At 73.9% G+C, this 18,099-nt stretch carries 18 protein-coding genes, 1 pseudogene and 2 riboswitches; of the genes and pseudogenes, 10 read left to right on the plus strand and 9 right to left on the minus strand.

Features of this window, described 5'->3' with window-relative positions; all coding sequences use genetic code 11:
* Window positions 1-23 precede the first annotated feature (23 nt).
* A complete protein-coding gene (locus ABZO31_RS17595) occupies window positions 24-626 on the minus strand; it encodes a DUF4262 domain-containing protein (protein ID WP_406862182.1) in 603 nt (200 codons plus the stop codon).
* A complete protein-coding gene (locus tag ABZO31_RS17600; protein WP_406862183.1) occupies window positions 623-1,450 on the minus strand; it encodes an alpha/beta fold hydrolase in 828 nt (275 codons plus the stop codon). The genes ABZO31_RS17595 and ABZO31_RS17600 overlap by 4 nt, the downstream gene beginning before the upstream one ends.
* 62 nt (window positions 1,451-1,512) lie before the next feature.
* Here ABZO31_RS17600 and ABZO31_RS17605 point away from each other — a divergent pair, with 62 nt between their 5' ends.
* Together ABZO31_RS17605 and ABZO31_RS17610 are read left to right on the plus strand one after the other, a co-directional pair.
* Window positions 1,513-2,238, plus strand: coding sequence for a histone deacetylase (locus ABZO31_RS17605; RefSeq protein ID WP_406862184.1), 726 nt, complete (start codon window positions 1,513-1,515; stop codon window positions 2,236-2,238).
* A gap of 140 nt (window positions 2,239-2,378) precedes the next feature.
* Window positions 2,379-2,909: a hypothetical protein gene (locus ABZO31_RS17610; protein WP_406862185.1), complete on the plus strand. Its 531-nt coding sequence runs from the start codon at window positions 2,379-2,381 to the stop codon at window positions 2,907-2,909.
* Window positions 2,910-2,999: 90 nt separating this feature from the next.
* Here the strand turns inward: ABZO31_RS17610 and ABZO31_RS17615 are convergent, their stop codons facing one another.
* The 3 genes from ABZO31_RS17615 to ABZO31_RS17625 are packed head-to-tail and all read right to left on the minus strand — an operon-like array spanning window position 3,000 to window position 4,109.
* Complete coding sequence (locus ABZO31_RS17615; protein ID WP_106430099.1) at window positions 3,000-3,074, minus strand: 50S ribosomal protein bL37; 75 nt, start codon at window positions 3,072-3,074, stop codon at window positions 3,000-3,002.
* A 43-nt stretch (window positions 3,075-3,117) separates the two neighbouring features.
* Window positions 3,118-3,870 (minus strand): CbtA family protein, encoded by a 753-nt coding sequence (locus ABZO31_RS17620; protein ID WP_406862186.1) that lies wholly within the window; start codon window positions 3,868-3,870, stop codon window positions 3,118-3,120.
* A 14-nt stretch (window positions 3,871-3,884) separates the two neighbouring features.
* Window positions 3,885-4,109 carry a CbtB domain-containing protein gene (locus tag ABZO31_RS17625; protein WP_406862187.1) on the minus strand — a complete coding sequence of 75 codons (225 nt, stop codon included), beginning with the start codon at window positions 4,107-4,109 and terminating at the stop codon, window positions 3,885-3,887.
* A 32-nt stretch (window positions 4,110-4,141) separates the two neighbouring features.
* A riboswitch (cobalamin riboswitch) is annotated at window positions 4,142-4,290 on the minus strand.
* Window positions 4,291-4,320: 30 nt separating this feature from the next.
* Here ABZO31_RS17625 and ABZO31_RS17630 point away from each other — a divergent pair.
* Window positions 4,321-4,890, plus strand: coding sequence for a histidine phosphatase family protein (locus ABZO31_RS17630; protein ID WP_406862188.1), 570 nt, complete (start codon window positions 4,321-4,323; stop codon window positions 4,888-4,890).
* A 354-nt stretch (window positions 4,891-5,244) separates the two neighbouring features.
* Here ABZO31_RS17630 and ABZO31_RS17635 read toward each other — a convergent pair whose 3' ends face one another.
* The 3 genes from ABZO31_RS17635 to ABZO31_RS17645 form a co-directional block, all read right to left on the minus strand.
* Window positions 5,245-5,601, minus strand: a complete 357-nt coding sequence (locus tag ABZO31_RS17635) for a GntR family transcriptional regulator (protein WP_406862189.1) — start codon at window positions 5,599-5,601, stop codon at window positions 5,245-5,247.
* A gap of 1 nt (window position 5,602) precedes the next feature.
* On the minus strand, window positions 5,603-6,553 hold the full coding sequence (locus tag ABZO31_RS17640; protein ID WP_406862190.1) for a DUF1648 domain-containing protein: 951 nt from the start codon (window positions 6,551-6,553) through the stop codon (window positions 5,603-5,605).
* A gap of 97 nt (window positions 6,554-6,650) precedes the next feature.
* Window positions 6,651-7,097, minus strand: coding sequence for a MarR family winged helix-turn-helix transcriptional regulator (locus ABZO31_RS17645; RefSeq protein WP_406862191.1), 447 nt, complete (start codon window positions 7,095-7,097; stop codon window positions 6,651-6,653).
* 101 nt (window positions 7,098-7,198) lie between these two features.
* Here ABZO31_RS17645 and ABZO31_RS17650 point away from each other — a divergent pair, with 101 nt between their 5' ends.
* The 4 genes and pseudogenes from ABZO31_RS17650 (at window position 7,199) to ABZO31_RS17665 (ending at window position 10,700) form a co-directional block, all read left to right on the plus strand.
* Window positions 7,199-7,546, plus strand: coding sequence for a DoxX family protein (locus ABZO31_RS17650; protein WP_406862192.1), 348 nt, complete (start codon window positions 7,199-7,201; stop codon window positions 7,544-7,546).
* Between the two features lie 79 nt (window positions 7,547-7,625).
* On the plus strand, window positions 7,626-9,299 hold the full coding sequence (gene abc-f, locus ABZO31_RS17655; protein WP_406865384.1) for a ribosomal protection-like ABC-F family protein: 1,674 nt from the start codon (window positions 7,626-7,628) through the stop codon (window positions 9,297-9,299).
* Between the two features lie 66 nt (window positions 9,300-9,365).
* Window positions 9,366-9,716, plus strand: coding sequence for a hypothetical protein (locus ABZO31_RS17660; RefSeq protein ID WP_406858773.1), 351 nt, complete (start codon window positions 9,366-9,368; stop codon window positions 9,714-9,716).
* Between the two features lie 53 nt (window positions 9,717-9,769).
* Window positions 9,770-10,700: pseudogene (locus ABZO31_RS17665) on the plus strand (IS5 family transposase).
* Between the two features lie 15 nt (window positions 10,701-10,715).
* Here the strand turns inward: ABZO31_RS17665 and cobN are convergent.
* Entirely contained in the window at window positions 10,716-14,327 is a 3,612-nt protein-coding gene (gene cobN, locus ABZO31_RS17670; protein ID WP_406862193.1) for a cobaltochelatase subunit CobN, read from the minus strand.
* Between the two features lie 36 nt (window positions 14,328-14,363).
* Window positions 14,364-14,508: riboswitch (cobalamin riboswitch) on the minus strand.
* A 75-nt stretch (window positions 14,509-14,583) separates the two neighbouring features.
* Here cobN and ABZO31_RS17675 point away from each other — a divergent pair.
* From ABZO31_RS17675 to ABZO31_RS17685, 3 genes are read left to right on the plus strand one after another with little or no spacing between them, the layout of a single operon-like run.
* On the plus strand, window positions 14,584-15,825 hold the full coding sequence (locus ABZO31_RS17675; RefSeq protein WP_406865385.1) for a cobalamin biosynthesis protein CobG: 1,242 nt from the start codon (window positions 14,584-14,586) through the stop codon (window positions 15,823-15,825).
* Entirely contained in the window at window positions 15,822-16,475 is a 654-nt protein-coding gene (locus ABZO31_RS17680; RefSeq protein ID WP_406862194.1) for a precorrin-8X methylmutase, read from the plus strand. The genes ABZO31_RS17675 and ABZO31_RS17680 overlap by 4 nt, the downstream gene beginning before the upstream one ends.
* Window positions 16,472-17,962, plus strand: coding sequence for a precorrin-2 C(20)-methyltransferase (locus ABZO31_RS17685; RefSeq protein ID WP_406862195.1), 1,491 nt, complete (start codon window positions 16,472-16,474; stop codon window positions 17,960-17,962). Before ABZO31_RS17680 ends, ABZO31_RS17685 begins: the two co-directional genes overlap by 4 nt.
* Window positions 17,963-18,099: the final 137 nt, after the last annotated feature.

Raw genomic sequence — 18,099 nt, forward strand, 5'->3', positions numbered from 1 at the left:
GGGGGAACGAGGGGAGTTCCCGGCTACTGGCCCGTCGCCGCCGCCTTCGCCCAGTCGCTCTCCGACTCCTCCTTCGGGATCCAGAGCAGCGGCTGCAGCCTGCGGCACAGCTCGTCCGCGCCGTCCTCCCACGGGAAGCGGCCGGCCTTGTCGGGCCAGAACAGCTGGGCGATCGGCAGCGGCGGGGTCTGGTAAAAGTCGATGCCCGCGCCGAAGAAGTCGTAGTACCAGCTCGGGTGCACCGGATGGACGACGACGTCGAGGCCGCCGTCCAGGACGTCGTCGCGGCGCGCGCCGAGTTCGAGCGGCGCGCCGTCGCGGATCGCCTTGCCCGCCGCGTTCACGACGCGCATCGCGGTCTCCTGGGACAGGCCGAAGACGCTGATCTCGGGGCTGCGCAGGGTGTGCCAGAGGCCGATCGAGTACCCCCAGTCGCCGGGGGCGTCGCCGCCGGCCACGCCCATCACGTGCCAGCCGAACTCGGCCACGCTCTTCATGACGCGGCGGTCGCGTTCCTCCCACGCCGGACCGCCCCACTCCGTGGGGGCGCAGAGGAGGCAGAAGCAGGGGTAATCGGCCGGGGCGCCTTGCGTGGAGCCGTCCGAGGAGGATTCGTGTGCGTTCACCCGGGGAGCGTAACCCCGGCCGCGAACGCCGCCACGTCGCGGAGGACGCGGTCCGGGGCCTCCCAGTACAGGGTGTGGCCCACTCCCTCGTACACCTCGAGGCGGGAGTCGGGGATCGTGTCGAGGATGGTCTGCTGGTCCGTTCGCGTGAGGAGGGGGTCCTGGTCGCCCCAGACGACCAGGGTGGGGACGAGGATGCCGGTCAGGGTCGCTCGCAGGTCCGTCTCCAGCAGGCCGCGCAAGGTCTCCCGCCACACCCGGGGCGGTGCCTTGAGGTTCTCGTCGACCACGGTCTCCAGGAAGCCGCGCCCCACCGGGGCCGCCGTCAGCCCGCGCGCGAACTCCTCCACGAAGGCGCGGTCCACGGGGTCGCCGTCCTCCAGCGGCCGCACCCTCGTCTCCCAGACCTCCCGCACCTCCGGCTTGTCCGCCAGCTCCGCCGGTGTGCCCAGCAGGACGAGCCCCGCGACCCGGTCCGGGCGCCGGCCGGCCACGATCCGGGCCTGCACGCCGCCGCTCGAACCGCCCACGAGCACCGCGCGTTCGAGGCCCACCGCGTCCAGGAACGCGACGAGGTCGTCGGCGAAGTCCTCCGGCGCGTACCCGTCCTCCGGCTTGTCGGCGTCGCCGTGACCGCGCTGGGTGGGTGCGTACGCGTGCAGCGCGGACGGCATGCGGCGCAGCATCGGCTCGAACGTCCACCAGGAGTCGGCGTAGCCGTGCACCAGCACGACCGGCGCGCCCTCGGGGCCGCCCGCCTCCGCGTACGGGAGGGTCGGGCGCCCGTCGCCCAGGTCGGCGCTGCGCACGGCTACGGCGGCCATCGCGGCCCTCCTCACCTCTTCCTTCCACGGTAAGGAGGGGGCTGCGGGGGGACAATCGGGGCATGAGGGAGCGGCTCGCGGAGTCCGAGCGGCCCACGGAGCCCGGGCGGTCCGCGGAGGCCGAGGAGTTCGTCTGGTACGCGGCGTACGGGTCCAACGTGCACACCGCGCGCCTGCGGGCCTATCTCGCCGGGGGCGCGCCGCCGGGCGCGGAGTGCGTGTACCCGGGGTGCCGGGACGCGTCCGAGCCGGTGCGGTCGACGGCGGTGGAGCTGCCGGGCGCGGTGTACTTCGCCACCGAGTCGCCCGTCTGGCACGGCGGGCGCGCCTTCTACGACCCGGGCGCGCGGGGCGTCGCGTACGGGCGGGCCCATCTGCTGCGCGCGGGGCAGTTCAGCGACCTCGTCGCCCAGGAGATGGGCCGGCCCGCGGGGACGGACCTCGATCTGACCGGGGCCGTCGCGCGCGGGCGGCTCGCGCTGGGGCCGGGGCGGTACGAGACGCTGGTCTGCGCCGGGGCGCTCGACGGTCTCCCGGTGCTGACGTTCACCGCGCCGTGGGCCCTGGCGGACGTGCCGCCGCGGCCGCCGTCGCCCGCGTACGTGCGGCACCTGGCCGCCGGCCTGTACGAGGCGGGGGCCTGGGGCGCCGACGAGATCGCCCGCTATCTGGCGGGGCTGCCGGGCGCGGCCGGGCTCTGGACGGCGGCGGAGGTGCGGGAGCTGCTGGGCGGGGCGGCCGTCAGCGCTGCTCCAGGCGGGCCTCCAGCCCGTCCGGTACGGCGTTGAGGCACGGGTTCGCGACTGGCGCTCCCGGCTTTCTTGCACAAAGTTCGAGAGACCACTTGCACACTGTTCAAGTGTCGCGCTAACTTCTACTTGAACAAAGTGCAAGTACCCCGCCCGGGGGTCCGACGAAGGGGAAGATCATGAACGCTCTCGCCACGGTCGCCGCCGGCGCCCAGCTGCTCGTCGCCGCCGCGTTCGTCAGCATCCCCGTGCTGCGGGCCCGCGTCGGGGACCGCGCCAAGGTCGCGGCCGAGGCCGAACTGCGCCGGCAGGGCGCGCGGGACACCGTCCTGGAGGAGAACGGGATGCGCTTCGACGCCGGCGGTCACGAGACCTGGGCGCCGGTCTCGATCGCCGTCCTCGTCGCGGCCCTGGCCGCGCTCAACTTCTTCGGGAGCGACTGGGGCCCGCTGCTGACCTGGATCTTCCAGTCGCTGGTCCTGCTCGGCAACGGCGTGATCCTGTACAGCCAGCTGACCGCCGTCCAGTCCGTGCGGGCCGCGTTCGAGCGCAAGGGCGACCCGACCCTGATGCGCATCGACGTGCCGGCCCTGCTCAAGGCCGCCGAGGACGCCTTCCCCTCCTGGACCCGCGTCCTGACGCACGTCCGCCACACCGCCGTGTTCGGCGGCTCCGTGCTCGCCGTCGCCGTGACCGCGCTCGCCGCGTGACACCGCACCCCCGGACGGGGGACCCCGTACGCGCGAGACCCCGGGCCTCGACCCGGGGTCTCGCGTTTTCGCCTTCTTCGGCTCCGACGGTCAGGCGTTGGGACGCTTGCCGTGGTTCGCCTTCCTCTTCTTGCGCGCGCGCCGCTTGTTGCCTCGCTTGGACATGGGGTTCGTCTCCCTTTGTCGTGCTTGCACGGGCTCGGCCAGTCTAGGAGCGCACCATCCGACCGGCGACCCGGTCCGCGAGGTATCCGAAGGCGGCGGCGAACACCGCCCACAGCGTGGCCTGGACCGCCAGGGCCGCCAGCCGGAAGTCCCACAGGACCGCCGCCGGGAAGCCCTCCGCCACCGCGTCCTCGTTGCCGGGCAGGACCGCGCAGGCGAGCACGACCGCGACGACGAAGCCGGCGAGGGCGACGAGAGTGGCGTTCCAGTTGCCGAGGCGCGGTGCGAGGCGGCGGCCGAGCATCGTCGCGGCGACGCCGAGCAGCACGCTCAGCAGGATCATCAGGAAGAAGAGCGTGGTGCGCTTCCCGATGGTGTCCGGGTTCCCGACGGCCGGCGGGGTCGCCGGGTACTTCAGGAACGGCACCAGATAGACGGTGACGAACGCGGCCCCGGCGGTGAGCGCCGCGGTCGCGCGCGGGGTGAACCGGCCGACGCGGCCGGCCAGGAAGCAGTACGCGAGGGCGGCGATGCCGCCGAGCGCGACGCCGTAGACGAGGACGCCGGTCGCCAGGCCGGCCGTCGACTGGACGGTCCGGCTGACGAGTTCGGCCTCCTCCTCGTGGTGGCCCGGGTGGGCGGCGGCCTCCTTGGCGGCCGCCGCCTCCTCGACCGCGATCGAGGCGTCGACGGACGGCTCGCCCGCGACGTACGCGACGGCGAAGGCGAACAGTCCGGCGATCAGGCCCGCGAGCATGCCGCGGACCAGCAGATTTCTGACGGTGGAACCGTGCACGTGCTCGCCGCCCCTCAGTGGCAGGGGAAGCCGAGCAGGTGGCGGCCGTCGTGCACGAACTCGTGCACGTCGGCGCCCGCGAAGACGGAGACGGCGCCCTGCTCGGCGCCGACGAAGTAGAGGGCGATCAGCATGAGCAGACCGCCGAAGACGGCCCAGGGCAGAACGGCGCGGACCGGAATGGCAGCCGGTACGGCGACGGAAGGGGTGGAAGCGGCGGGGGCGACGGCCTCGGCCATGGTGGAACCTCCTCGGGAGCTCGCGTCCCATACGGTGGTGCGCGACGACGGTCCGCGGGTCTGACTCACCGTCCCTGGGGGCGGCTCACAGTGGCGCGACCGTGCCGGAGTTGCACCGGACTTCCGTCTCGCCGTCGTCGATTTGTCGAATTGTCGCGGTGACCGTACCGCGACGGACGGTCGCCGCCAAGGCCGTGAGGGATGTATCACGATGACGGTACGGCTGACCCTGATCGCGCCCGCGCTCAACTCCGCGCTCCGCGAGGCACGGTTCGCGGACGCGCCCCTGGACCCGGCGGGGCGCGCGGAGGCGGAGGCGGTGGCCGGGGGGTTGCGCGCCGGGGGCGCGCGGGTGCGGATCTCGCCGTCGGAGCGCTGCCGTGAGACGGCGCGGGCGCTGGGCCTGGGCGCGGCGGCCGAGCCGCGCGCGGCGCTCGCGGGCTGCGCGATGGGGCGCTGGGCGGGGCGGCGGCTGGACGCGGTGGCGGCGGAGGAGGGGCCGGCGGTGGCGGCCTGGCTGTCCGACCCGTCGGCGGCCCCGCACGGCGGCGAGTCGCTGCGGGCGGTACGGGAACGGGTCGGCGTGTGGCTGGACGGCCTGGAGCCCGGGCGGGTACTGGCGGTGGTGGAACCGGACGTCCTGCGAGCGGCGGTCGTCCACGCGCTGACGTTGGACGACACGGCCCTGTGGCGCCTGGACGCACGCCCCCTCACCGCCACCCACCTCTCGGGCCGAGCGGGCCGCTGGAACCTCCACCTGGGCGAACCCCTCGCAGGATGAGGGGAAAGCCGACGACACACGGGAGCGGGGGCCGTGGAGGGGGGTGGTGTCCGGGACGTAAAGCGTGATTTGTGGCGCACGAGAAAGAGCACGCAACACGGAGGCCCCGCACGCGCCGTAAATCATGCAGTCCCGGACGCCGCCCCCCGGAACGGCACCCGCGGCACGCACCACGGACTTACGCCGGCTCCGCCCGCACCCGGGGCACGCACCACGGACTTACGCGGACTCCGCCCGCACCCGGGGCACGCACCACGGACTTACGCCGACTCCGCCCGCACCCGGGGCATGCACCACGGACTTACGCCGGCTCCGCCCGCACCCGCGGTGCGCACCACGGACTTACGCCGGCACCTACTCCGACTCCGCCCGCACCAACGCCACCAGCTCCTCCTCCCCCACCCCCAACTCCCGCGCCTCCGCCACCACTTCCCGCACCCTCTCCACAAGACGCGCGCGGGCCGGAGCGGTCGCGCCGGGGACGATGACCGCGCCCCGGCCGCGGCGGAGTTCGATGAGGCCCTCCTCCCGCAGCCGCTGGTAGCCGCGGAGGACGGTGTGGACGTTCACGCCCAGGGAGTCCGCCAACTGGCGTGCCGCCGGCAGCCGTTCACCCGGCTCGGCGGCGCCGTCGGCGAGCGCGGCGCGCACGCAGGCGGCGATCTGGTCGCCCAGCGGTACCGCGGAGGCGGGGTCTACTCGGAACAGCACGTCATCGACCTTCCCGCCGCGCCACCAGCGTGTTCAACAACGCCGCCGCCGTCCGCGCGTCCGCCACGGTGACCGCGAACTCCCGGCCGCCCGCCCGCCGTACGACCAGCGCCTCGCCCGCACGCAGCACCACACCGGTGCGGTGCGCGCGGACCCGGTAGCCCCAGCCCCCGAAGTCCGCCACGGGGTCCACGTCCCGCACGCTCGCGCCCTCGACGTCGTCGAGCGGCACGCGGATCCGGGGCCGCCCGGCCAGCGCCGGCGCGACGGTCAGCCCGCGCCGGTCCGCCGTCACCCGCACCCGGGCGAGCGCCAGCCCCGGCACCCCGACCAGCAGCGGGATCAGGGCCACGGGCCACGGGGCCAGGACCAGGGCCACCAGGCCGGCGAGCAACGTCACCGCACTCAGCGCGGCCAGCACCCCCGAGCCGGTGTCGCGGGACCAGCCCGCCACCTCGCCCGGCCCCAGGGGCAGTTGCTCGTACGGCTCCCCGTCCTCGGCCGCGGGCCGCGCCTCCTCCGGTACGAGCCGGCTCGCCGCCCACCCCACGAGCGCCGCGAGCCCCGCGGCGCCCGCCGCCACGGCCAGGTTGACCAGCGGCGAGGTGACGACCTGCGCATCGGCCGCGTCCAGGTTGTCGCGCAGCATCAGCACCAGCAGGACGCCCAGGAAGCCGGCCGTCGCCCACGCGCCCGCCAGCACCCGCCGGCGCGCGAACACGGTCCAGGCGACGCCCGCCGCGCACAGCAGCACCGCGCCGATCGCGGCCACGCCCGTCCGCGGCGTCCAGCCGTCCGCGCGGCCGTCGACGCCGGAGAAGTGCGTGGCCACCGGGTCGGGCAGCCGCCCCCACCAGGTGGCGAGCACCGCCGCGTACGCCGCGAGCGCGAGCGCGAACGGCAGTGCGGCCAGCAGCGGGAGTCGGATCCGGCGTGTCGTGTCCGAGGTCATCGGCAACCCTCCCCTAGTTCGAGTTGTTCGCACTCTACTAGAACAATCGAAAGAGAGGTCGGCGCGGGCCGAAAATCGTCACACCGGCCCCCGCGCCCTACTCCGCCCCGCACTCGTGGTTGCCGCGGTCCACCACGACCCGGTCCAGCAGGCCGCGCAGTACGTCCTGCTCGTCCGTCGTCAGGTTGGCGAAGAGCTCCCGCTCCGCCTCGCTCACCGCCGCGTCGACCTGGTCGAGCGCCGCCGTGCCCGCGCCGGTGATCTCCACGATGTGCCGCCGCCGGTCCGCCGGGTCGCGGCGCCGCTCGCAGAGCCCGGAGCCCTCCAGGTCGTTGAGGATCGCGACGAGCTGGCTGGGGTCGACCTCCAGCGCGGTGGCCAGGTCCCGCTGGCTCATGGCCCCGGGGGCCAGCCGCATCAGGGTCATGGCGTTCCTCGGGTGCAGCCCCGCGACGGCGAGAGCCGCGCGGATGCGGGCGGCGGTGAGCTCTCCCCGGTACGAGAGGAGGAAGCCGAGGCGGTCGGGGGAGTCAGCTGCTGCCATGGCTCCCACCGTAGCAGCGGGCCCATTGTGGAGCCGGGGGAATCGTTTATAGTCGTCAACGGTTTTCGTCCCCAGACCATTGACCACGTTGGAGTATCCCCATGTTCATCGGCTATGCCTCCGTCGCCGTCCTGCTGGCGTTCGCCCTGTCCGCCTCCGCCTTCCTGACCTTCACCAGGAACCCGCAGATCGTGGGCAGCATGACCAAGCTGGACGTGCCCGAGACCTGGCTGCCCTGGCTCGCCACCGCCAAGGCCGCGGGCGCGATCGGCCTGCTCGCCGGGCTCGCGGTCCCGCTGCTCGGCGGCGCGGCGGCCGTCGGCGTCGCCCTCTACTTCGTCGGCGCGCTCTTCTTCCACCTGCGCAAGAAGGACTTCGCGGTGGCCCCGGTCGTCGTGATCACGCTGCTCGCGGTGGCGGCCCTCGCCCTGCGGACGCTCTCCGCCTGACCCCGCCGAATCCAACGAGACGTAGCGTCTTGCGGGCGCACTCCTCCTGCTGTACGGTCTTCGAAGCGAAACGAGACGCATCGTCTCGCCTGAGCATCCCTGTCGTCGACCACAGGAGTCGCCCTTGTTCCGCGTCCAACTCACCGACGTCACGAAGCGCTACGACACCCGGCTCGTCCTCGACCGGGTCGCCCTCTCCGTCCGCTCGGGCGAGCGCGTCGGCGTCGTCGGCGACAACGGCTCCGGCAAGTCCACGCTGCTCCGGCTGCTCGCCGGCCTGGAGCAGCCGGACAACGGGACCGTGACCGTCGAGTCCCCCGGCGGCCTGGGCCACCTCGCCCAGACCCTGGACCTGCCCGGCACCGCGACCGTCGGCGCGGCCATCGACCTCGCCCTCGCCGGTGTACGGGAGCTGGAGCGGCGCATCCGCGAGGCCGAGGCCGCGCTCGACGCGACCGGCGACCTCGACGACGCCCTCGCCTCGTACGCCGCCCTGCTCGCCGCGTACGAGGCGCGCGGCGGCGCCGACGCCGACCGGCGCGTCGACACGACGCTGCGGCGGCTCGGCGAGCCCTCCCCGCTCGACCGAGCCCGCCCCCTCGGCACCCTCTCCGGCGGACAGCGCTCCCGGCTCGCGCTCGCCGCGACCCTGGCCGCCGACCCCGAACTGCTGCTGCTCGACGAGCCGACCAACGACCTCGACGACGAGGCCGTGGCCTGGCTGGAGGAGCGGCTGCGCGCCCACCGGGGCACGGTCGTCGCCGTCACCCACGACCGGGTCTTCCTGGACCGGGTCACCTCGGCCGTCCTGGAGGTGGACCACGAACGGCACACCGTGCGCCGGTACGGCAACGGGTACGCCGGCTATCTGACCGGCCGCGCCGCCGCCCGTGCCCGCTGGGAGCGGGAGTACGAGGAGTGGAGGACGGAGCTCGCCCGGTACTCGGCCATGGCCGACACCAACATCGACCGCTTCACCGCCATCCCCCGCAAGGCCCCGGCCTCGTTCAGCGGCGCGGGCGCCTTCCGCGCCCGGTCACGGGCGCACGGCGCGATGAGCCGGATCCGCGCCGCCCGCGAGCAGCAGCGGCGGCTCACCGAGCACCCGGTCGCCGCGCCGCCGGAGCCGCTGCGCTTCCGCGCGGACCTGGCGGGCGCGGGCGCGCCGGTCGCGCTGACCGGCGTACGCGTCGAGGGGCGGCTGCGCCTGGACGCACTGGAGCTCGCACCGGGCGAACGGCTCCTCGTCACCGGCCCGAACGGCGCGGGCAAGTCCACCCTGCTCAAGGTCCTCGCCGGCGAACTCGCCCCGGACGGCGGCACGGTGACCGCCCCGCCTCCGGCCCGGGTCGGCCTGCTCCGGCAGGACACCGCCGCGCCCGACGACCCTCGCACGGTCGCGGAGGCGTTCGGCGCGGACCGGACGGACGAGCTGCTCTCGCTCGGGCTGTTCGCGGCCGGAGACCTCGCCACCCCCGTGCGCGAGCTCTCGACCGGACAGCGGCGGAAGCTGGAGCTGGCCCGTCTCGTGGCCCTCCCCCGGACTTCGTCCGGGGGGACCCCCACTACGGTCGACCTGCTGCTGCTCGACGAGCCGACGAACCACCTGGCCCCCGGCCTGGTGGAGGAACTGGAGGCGGCCCTGGCGCTCTACCCCGGCACCCTCGTGATCGTCACCCACGACCGCCGGATCCGCGAAGGCTTCCGGGGCCGCCGTCTGGAACTGACGGCCCCGGTGCCGGTCGGCGCCTAGGACTTGTCCGGCCGATCATGTTCGGAGCCGGAGTGGATCTATCCTGAGCGGCCAGGGAGGGGTGCTGTGGAGCGGGATGTTCAGTTGGTGCGGGACTTGGTGGCGGCCTCGCCGGGCTTCGAGGACCTGTTTGATGCTCACGTCTTCAACGAGCACGGTGTCCTGTCCCACGTGTTCTTCTGGGATGTCGTTCAGGAGACCGTCGCGTCGTTCCTCGGCGGGGATGAGACAGACTGGCGTGTCACGCTGCGGTTCCTGGAAGAGCAGCTTCGGCTCGACGTCCCCGAAGTGACCAAGGTGATTGTCACCTCGTTCCTCTTCAGTCTGCCGTGGCCGGACCAGCCCGGATACGGCCTTGTCAACCACCTTGGTCCCACCATGAGCGCGCGGTTCGCCGCGATCCGACCATCCGGTTAGGACCTGTCCGGTCGCGCTGGTGACCACTCCGTGTCCAGCCCGTTGATGGGGGCATGGGGCGGGGTGATCTGACGGATGTCGAGTGGGAACAGCTGCGGCCGTTCCTGCCGGTCAGCAACAGGCGTTGTGGCCGGTGGCGGGATCACCGGCAGGTGATCGACGGGATTCTGCACCGGGTGCGGACCGGCGTGCAGTGGCGTGACCTCCCTGAACGGTTCGGGCCGTGGAAGACCGTCTACGAACGGCACCGGCTGTGGTCGGCCGACGGCACGTGGGAGCGTCTGCTCCAGCAGGTCCAGGCCGCGGCCGACGCCGCAGGCGAGATCGACTGGGACGTCTCGGTCGACTCCACCATCGTTCGTGCGCATCAGCATGCGGCGGGTGCCCGCACCGACCCGCCGCCGCCCTCGCTTCAAAGGGGGCCGAAGGGCCAGAACATCAGGACGAGACGCCGTGGCAGAGCCTGTACGCCCGCCTGGTGGAGGTGGTGCTGGAGGCGAGGGCCTGGGCCGCTCGAGGGGCGGGTTCACCACCAAGATCCACCTGAGCGCGGACGGCCGCTGCCGCCCTCTGTCTTTGATCGTCACACCAGGTCAGCGGGCGGACTGCACACAGTTCAAACCGGTGCTGGAGAAGGTCCGCGTCCCGAAGATCGGGCCGGGCAGGCCCCGCAAGAAGCCCGACAGCGTCGCCGCCGACAAGGCATACAGCAACGGGCCCTGTCGTGAGTACCTACGGCGCCGAGCTATCCGGCACACGATCCCGGAGAAGGCCGACAGCCAGGCCGCCCGCCTACGCAAGGGCTCACGTGGCGGGCGGCCACCCGGCTTCGACGAAGAGCGGTACAAGAAACGCAACACCGTCGAGCGCGCCATCAACCGGCTCAAGCAGCACCGGGCGGTAGCCACGCGCTACGACAAGCGCCGCTACGTCTACCTGGGCACCGCCACCGCCGCAGCCCTCACCATCTGGCTCCGCACATGATCGGCCGGACAAGTCCTAGTCGTCCGAGGAACCCGCAGCCCCTTCCAGGTCTCCCTCCGTCTCCAGGAACACCTGGCGCAGGGCGGCCAGGATCTCCGGGTCCGGCTTCTCCCACATCCCCCGCGACTCCGCCTCGAGCAGGCGCTCCGCGATGCCGTGCAGGGCCCAGGGGTTGGCCTCCTTCAGGAAGGCCTGGTTGGTCTCGTCGAGGACGTACTCCTGGGTGAGCTTGTCGTACATCCAGTCGGCGACCACACCTGTCGTGGCGTCGTACCCGAAGAGGTAGTCGACGGTCGCCGCCAGCTCGAACGCGCCCTTGTAGCCGTGCCGGCGCATCGCCTCGATCCAGCGCGGGTTGACCACACGGGCGCGGAAGACGCGGGAGGTCTCCTCGACGAGCGTCCGCGTCCGCACGGTCTCCGGGCGCGTGGAGTCGCCGATGTACGCCTCCGGCGCGCTGCCGGTCAGCGCGCGGACGGTGGCCACCATGCCGCCGTGGTACTGGAAGTAGTCGTCCGAGTCGGCGATGTCGTGCTCGCGGGTGTCGGTGTTCTTCGCGGCCACCGCGATCCGCTTGTACGCCGTCTCCATCTCCTCGCGCGCCGGCCGGCCGTCGAGGCCGCGGCCGTACGCGTAGCCGCCCCACACCGTGTACACCTCGGCGAGGTCGGCGTCGGTGCGCCAGTCGCGGGAGTCGATCAGCTGGAGCAGGCCCGCGCCGTACGTGCCCGGACGGGAGCCGAAGATACGGGTGGTGGCGCGGCGCTCGTCGCCGTGCGCGGCGAGGTCGGCCTGCGCGTGCGCCCGTACGTAGTTGTCCTCGGCCGACTCGTCGGCAAGCCCGGCGACCAGCCGGACGGCGTCGTCGAGCAGGCCGATGACGTGCGGGAACGCGTCCCGGAAGAAGCCGGAGATGCGGAGGGTCACGTCGACGCGCGGGCGGCCCAGCTCGGCGAGCGGCACCGCCTCCAGGCCCTTCACACGGCGGGACGCCTCGTCCCACACCGGGCGGACGCCGAGCAGCGCCAGCGCCTCGGCGACGTCGTCGCCGGCGGTGCGCATCGCGCTCGTGCCCCACAGCGACAGGCCCACCGAGGTCGGCCACTCGCCGTTGTCGGTGCGGTACCGCTCCAGGAGCGAGTCGGCGAGCGCCTGGCCGGTCTCCCAGGCGAGCCGGGACGGCACGGCCTTCGGGTCGACGGAGTAGAAGTTGCGGCCGGTCGGCAGCACGTTGACCAGGCCGCGCAGCGGCGAGCCGGACGGGCCGGCCGGCACGAAGCCGCCGTTCAGGGCGTGCACGGCGTGGGTGAGTTCGTCGGTGGTGGCCGCGAGGCGCGGGACGACCTGCTCGCAGGCGAAGCGGAGCACCGCCGCGACCTCCGGGCCGTACGCGTCGGGCACCGCGGCGACGTTCCAGTCCGCGTACTCCATCGCCTCGACCAGCTCGCGGGCCTTCGCCTCGGCCTCGTCGGCGGTGACGCGGGTGGCGGCCGACTCGTCCAGGCCCAGGGCCTCGCGCAGACCGGGCAGGGCCTGCGTGCCGCCCCAGATCTGACGGGCCCGCAGGATCGACAGGACCAGGTTCACCCGGGCCTCGCCGGTGGGCGCGCCGCCGAGGACGTGCAGACCGTCGCGGATCTGGGCGTCCTTGACCTCGCACAGCCAGCCGTCGACGTGCAGCAGGAAGTCGTCGAAGCCGTCGTCGTCGGGCCGCTCGTCCATGCCGAGGTCGTGGTCCAGCTTCGCGGCCTGGATCAGCGTCCAGATCTGGGCGCGGATCGCCGGCAGCTTCGCCGGGTCCATGCTGCTGATCTGCGCGTACTCGTCGAGCAGCTGCTCCAGGCGGGCGATGTCGCCGTACGAGTCGGCGCGCGCCATCGGCGGCACGAGGTGGTCGACGAGTGTGGCGTGGACGCGCCGCTTGGCCTGGGTGCCCTCGCCGGGGTCGTTGACGAGGAACGGGTAGACCAGCGGCAGATCGCCCAGCGCCGCGTCCGGGCCGCACGCCGCGGACAGGCCCGCGTTCTTGCCCGGCAGCCATTCGAGGTTGCCGTGCTTGCCCAGGTGGACCATTGCGTCCGCGCCGAACCCTCCGTCCTCGGCTCGGGCGGCGATCCACCGGTAGGCGGCCAGGTAGTGGTGCGAGGGCGGCAGATCGGGGTCGTGGTAGATCGCGATCGGGTTCTCGCCGAAGCCGCGCGGCGGCTGGATGAGGATCAGCAGGTTCCCGCGGCGCAGGGCCGCGAGGACGATGTCGCCCTCCGGGTTGCGGGACCGGTCGAGGAACATCTCGCCGGGGGCCGGGCCCCAGTGCTCCTCGACCTGCTCGCGCAGTTCGGCGGGGAGTTCGGCGTACCAGCGCTTGTAGTCGGCGGCCGGGATGCGGACGGGATTCCGGGCCAGCTGCTCCTCGGTGAGCCAGTCCTGGTCGTGGCCGCCGGCCTCGATCAGCGCGTAGATCAGCTCGTCGCCGTCGCCGGAGACCAGGCCGGGGATGTCGGCCGTCGGGCCGAAGTCGTAGCCCTCGGCGATCAGGCGCCTGAGCAGCTCGACCGCGGAGGCCGGGGTGTCGAGGCCGACCGCGTTGCCGATCCGGGAGTGCTTGGTCGGGTAGGCGGAGAGGACGAGCGCCAGCTTCTTCTCGGCGTTCGGGATGTGCCGCAGACGCGCGTGGCGGACGGCGATGCCGGCGACGCGGGCGGCGCGCTCGGCGTCGGCGACGTACGCGGGCAGGCCGTCCTCGTCGATCTCCTTGAAGGAGAACGGGACGGTGATCAGACGGCCGTCGAACTCGGGGACGGCGACCTGGCTGGCGGCGTCCAGCGGGGAGAGACCCTCGTCGTTCTCCTCCCACGCCTCCCGGGAGCCGGTCAGGCACAGCGCCTGCAGGACGGGCACGTCGAGGGCGGCGAGCGCGCCCGCGTCCCACGCCTCCTCGTCGCCGCCGGCCTGCGCCTCGGCGGGCTTGGTGCCGCCGGCGGCGAGGACGGTGGTGACGATCGCGTCCGCACCCTTCAGGCGGTCGAGCAGCTCCGGCTCGGGGGCGCGCAGGGACGCCACGTACAGCGGCAGGGCCTGCGCGCCGGCGTCCTCGATCGCGTCGCAGAGGGCGCCGACGAAGGCGGTGTTGCCGCTCATGTGGTGGGCGCGGTAGTAGAGCACGGCGATGGTGGGGCCGCTGTCGTTCCTCCGCGCACGGTCCAGCGGGCCCCAGGTCGGCGCGGCCGTCGGGGACTCGAAGCCGTGGCCGGTCAGCAGCACGGTGTCGGACAGGAAGCGGGCCAGCTGCTCCAGGTTGTCCGGGCCGCCGTGCGCCAGGTAGGCGTGCGCCTCGGTGGCCACGCCGACCGGCACGGTGGAGGCGCTCATGAGCTGGGCGTCCGGGGCCTGTTCGCCGGTCAGGACGACGACCGGCTTTCCGGCGGCGAGGATCGTGTCGAGCCCCTCCTGCCAGGCGCGGACGCCGCCGAGGAGGCGGACGACGACGAGGTCGGCGTCGTCCAGCAGACCCGGCAGGTCGTCGGCCGGGAGGCGGGACGGGTTGGCGAAGCGGTACTCGACCGGGCCGCCGGCCGCACGGGCGCTGAGCAGGTCGGTGTCGGAGTGCGACAGCAGCAGGATTCGCATGCGAGCGCTGGCCTTCCTCGGGGTTTCCGCGCCCCGGGTGGTCTGGTGGACGGCAGGGAGTTCCTGACTCACCGTCCCCCCGGTGTCGGCGGGGGCCGGCTCACAGTGGCGGGACCGCGCCGGAATCTCACCGGGCTTCCTCCCCGGGGTCCTTCGACCCCATGCCGTCTGCATAGTAGATCCTGGCCGCGGCGGGCCGGGCGGGGCCGCGGAGTCGACCGGATCACACCTCGTGGAAGGCCGGTTTCCCGTGGGTATGCTCGCCGCCATGCCGCCCACCCCACGCACCTCGCCCGAGTCGGGCGAACCTCTCATACGGGACCGAGGCGACGCCTGCCCCGGGGCGCTGCGTCTGCACCCCGCCGACGACGGGCGTCTGGCCCGACTGCGCCTGCCCGCAGGGCGTTTGACGATACGTCAGCTGGAGGTTCTGGCCGACGCGGCGCTCCGGCTCGGCGACGGGCAGGTGTCCGTCACGTCCCGCGGCAACGCGGAGCTGCGGGGTCTCGGCGACGGCTGTGGGGCGGAGCTGGCGGCGCTCCTGGCGGACGTGGGCCTGCTGCCCTCGGCGGCGCACGAACGGATCCGCAACATCGTGGCCTCCCCGGCCGCCGGCCTGGACGGACTCGGCTGCGCGGACGTGCAGTTGTGGGCAGGGGAGCTGGACACGCTGCTGTGCGCGCAGGAGTGGACCCCGTCCCTTTCGGGCCGTTTCCTCTTCGTCCTCGACGACGGCCGCGGCGACGTGGCGGGCCTCGGCGGCGATGTGACCTTGATCGCAGAGCCGGACGGCACGGCGCTGCTGCACGTCGGCGACGAGGCGTACCGCGTCGCGGCCGCCGACGCCCCCCGCGCGGCCCTGGCCGCCTCGGACGCCTTCCTGCGCGCGGCGCGGGAGAGCGGGGCGTGGCGGGTACGGGAGCTGCCCGAGGACGAGGCCCTCGACCTCGCCGCCGCGCTCGCCCGCGCGGGCGTGGACGCCGAGCGCGTCCCCGTACCGCCGCCGCTCCCGCAGGGCGCGCCGCCCGTGCCCGGGGTGCTCGGGGCGGACGCGCTGTACGTGCTCGCGCCGCTCGGGCGGTTCACCACGGGCCAGTTGCGGGCGCTGGCGGCCACCGGCCCGGTGCGGCTCACGCCCTGGCGCGGGGTGGTCGTGACCGGCGCGGGCGCCGGGCGGCTGCCCGCCCTGGCCGCGTACGGCCTGATCACCCGCCCCGACTCGCCCTGGACGGGCGTCGGCGCGTGCACCGGCCGCCCCGGCTGCGCCAAGTCCCTCGCGGACGTCCGGGGCGACGCCCTCCGGGCCGCCCGCGCGAGCGCCGGGGCGGCGGGCCTGCTCCCGGTCTACCTCTCCGGCTGCGACCGCCGCTGCGGCCACCCGCACGGCGACTGGGTCGACGTCCTCGCCACCGCCGGCGGCGACTACCTCGTGAACGGCGTCCCCGTCCCCCGTACCTCCCTGCCCGAAGCCGTCGCCACGGCCCGTACGACGAGATGAGCGAGAGCAACAGGATGTTCGACTACGAGAAGGACGGCGCGGAGATCTACCGCCGGTCCTTTGCCACGATCCGCGCCGAGGCGGATCTCGCGGATCTGCCCGCCGACGTGAGCCAGGTCGCGGTACGGATGATCCATGCCTGCGGCATGACCGACCTCGTCGAGGACATCGCCTACTCGCCGGGCGTCGTCTCCGCCGCCCGCACCGCGCTGCAGGCCGGCGCGCCGATCCTGTGCGACGCGCAGATGGTCGCCAGCGGCGTCACCCGCAAGCGGCTGCCCGCCGACAACGAGGTGCTCTGCGCGCTGTCCGACCCGGCGGTGCCGGAGCTCGCCGCGCAGCTCGGCACCACCCGCAGCGCCGCCGCGTTCGAGGTGCTGCGCGACCGCCTCGAAGGCTCCGTCGTCGCCATCGGCAACGCGCCCACCGCGCTCTTCCACCTCCTGGAGATGATCGCGAAGGGCGCGCCCCGCCCGGCGGCCGTGCTCGGCATTCCGGTCGGCTTCATCGGCGCCGCCGAGTCGAAGGACGCCCTCGCCGCGAGCGAGCTCGGCCTGGAGTACCTGGTCGTCCGCGGCCGGCGCGGCGGCAGCGCCATGACCGCGGCCGCCCTCAACGCCCTCGCCCACGAAGCGGAGATCCAGGCATGAGCACCCCCGGCAAGCTGTACGGCGTCGGTCTCGGCCCCGGCGACCCGAACCTGATGACCGTGGCCGCGGTGAAGGCCATCGCGGCCGCCGACGTCATCGCGTACCACTCCGCCCGGCACGGCCGCTCCATCGCGCGCTCGATCGCCGCGGAGCACATCCGCGAGGACCACGTCGAGGAGCGGCTGATGTACCCGCTCACCGTGGAGACCACGGACCACCCCGGCGGCTACCGGGGCGCGTTGAACGACTTCTACGAGGAGGCGTCGGAGCGGCTCGCCGCGCACCTCGACGCGGGCCGCACGGTCGCCGTGCTCGCCGAGGGCGACCCGCTGTTCTACGGCTCGTACCAGCACATGCACAAGCGTCTCGCGCACCGCTACGACACGGAGGTCATCCCCGGCGTCACCTCGGTCAGCGCGGCGGCCGCCCGGCTCGGGGAGCCGCTGTGCGAGGCCGAGGAGGTGCTGACGATCGTCCCCGGCACACTGCCGGAGGAGGAGCTGACGGCCCGTCTCGCCGGCACGGACTCGGCGGTCGTGATGAAGCTCGGCCGCACGTTCCCGGCGGTCAAGCGGGCCCTGGAGCGCGCGGGCAGGCTGGAGGACGCGCGGTACGTGGAGCGCGCCACGATGGCGGGCGAGCGGACCGGCCGGCTCGTGGACGTGGACCCGGAGTCGGTGCCGTACTTCTCGGTGGCCGTCCTGCCGTCCCGGATCGATCAGGAGCCGCCCGTACGGGAACGCGGCGAGGTCGTGGTCGTCGGGACCGGCCCGGCCGGGGCACGCTGGCTCACCCCGGAGTCGCGGGGCGTGCTGCAGAACGCGGACGACCTGGTCGGCTACACCACCTACCTGGACCGGGTGCCGGTGCTGCGGCCCGGTCAGCGGCGGCACGGCTCGGACAACAAGGTCGAGTCCGAGCGCGCCGAGTTCGCGCTCGACCTGGCCAGCCGCGGCCGCCGCGTCGCGGTGGTCTCCGGCGGCGACCCGGGCGTGTTCGCCATGGCCACGGCGGTCCTGGAGGTCGCCTCGGAGCCGGCGTACTCGGACGTGCCGGTGCGCGTGGTGCCCGGCGTGACGGCCGCCAACGCGGCGGCCGCGGCCGCCGGCGCGCCGCTCGGCCACGACTACGCGACGATCTCGCTCTCCGACCGCCTCAAGCCCTGGGACGTCATCGCGCAGCGGCTGCGCGCCGCGGCGGAGGCGGACCTCGTCCTCGCCCTGTACAACCCCGGCTCCAAGTCCCGTACCCACCAGGTCGCCGCCGCCCGCGACCTGCTCCTGGAACTCCGCGCCCCGCAGACCCCGGTCGTGGTCGCCCGCGATGTCGGCGGCCCCGAGGAGTCGGTCCGCGTGGTCACCCTCAAGACCCTGGATCCCTCCGAGGTCGACATGCGCACCCTCCTCCTGATCGGCTCCTCCCAGACCCAGGCCGTCGAACGCGCCGACGGCCGCACGATCACCTGGACCCCGCGCCGCTACGGCTGAGCGGAACACCGACGTGGGGGCGCTCCGCCCCCACCTCGCCGCCCGGCTCACCCGACCGGCGCGGCATACGGGTTCGGCTCCGGGGACTCGCCATGTCGTGGTGTGAGGGAACGTTTTCGCACCGTCGCACCGTGCTT

It is taken from the genome of Streptomyces solicamelliae (genome assembly GCF_045348655.1).
GTDB classification, from domain to species: Bacteria; Actinomycetota; Actinomycetes; order Streptomycetales; family Streptomycetaceae; genus Streptomyces; species Streptomyces solicamelliae.

Excerpts from the sequence above, each read along its gene's own strand:
- ABZO31_RS17610 (WP_406862185.1), top strand. The coding sequence starts at position 2,379 with ATGAACGCTCTCGCCACGGTCGCCGCCGGCGCCCAGCTGCTCGTCGCC.
- ABZO31_RS17645 (WP_406862191.1), bottom strand. The coding sequence starts at position 7,097 with ATGGCAGCAGCTGACTCCCCCGACCGCCTCGGCTTCCTCCTCTCGTAC.
- ABZO31_RS17630 (WP_406862188.1), top strand. The coding sequence starts at position 4,321 with ATGACGGTACGGCTGACCCTGATCGCGCCCGCGCTCAACTCCGCGCTC.
- ABZO31_RS17650 (WP_406862192.1), top strand. The coding sequence starts at position 7,199 with ATGTTCATCGGCTATGCCTCCGTCGCCGTCCTGCTGGCGTTCGCCCTG.
- ABZO31_RS17675 (WP_406865385.1), top strand. The coding sequence starts at position 14,584 with ATGCTCGCCGCCATGCCGCCCACCCCACGCACCTCGCCCGAGTCGGGC.
- cobN (WP_406862193.1), bottom strand. The coding sequence starts at position 14,327 with ATGCGAATCCTGCTGCTGTCGCACTCCGACACCGACCTGCTCAGCGCC.
- ABZO31_RS17680 (WP_406862194.1), top strand. The coding sequence starts at position 15,822 with ATGAGCGAGAGCAACAGGATGTTCGACTACGAGAAGGACGGCGCGGAG.
- ABZO31_RS17640 (WP_406862190.1), bottom strand. The coding sequence starts at position 6,553 with ATGACCTCGGACACGACACGCCGGATCCGACTCCCGCTGCTGGCCGCA.
- ABZO31_RS17685 (WP_406862195.1), top strand. The coding sequence starts at position 16,472 with ATGAGCACCCCCGGCAAGCTGTACGGCGTCGGTCTCGGCCCCGGCGAC.
- ABZO31_RS17600 (WP_406862183.1), bottom strand. The coding sequence starts at position 1,450 with ATGGCCGCCGTAGCCGTGCGCAGCGCCGACCTGGGCGACGGGCGCCCG.
- ABZO31_RS17605 (WP_406862184.1), top strand. The coding sequence starts at position 1,513 with ATGAGGGAGCGGCTCGCGGAGTCCGAGCGGCCCACGGAGCCCGGGCGG.
- ABZO31_RS17625 (WP_406862187.1), bottom strand. The coding sequence starts at position 4,109 with ATGGCCGAGGCCGTCGCCCCCGCCGCTTCCACCCCTTCCGTCGCCGTA.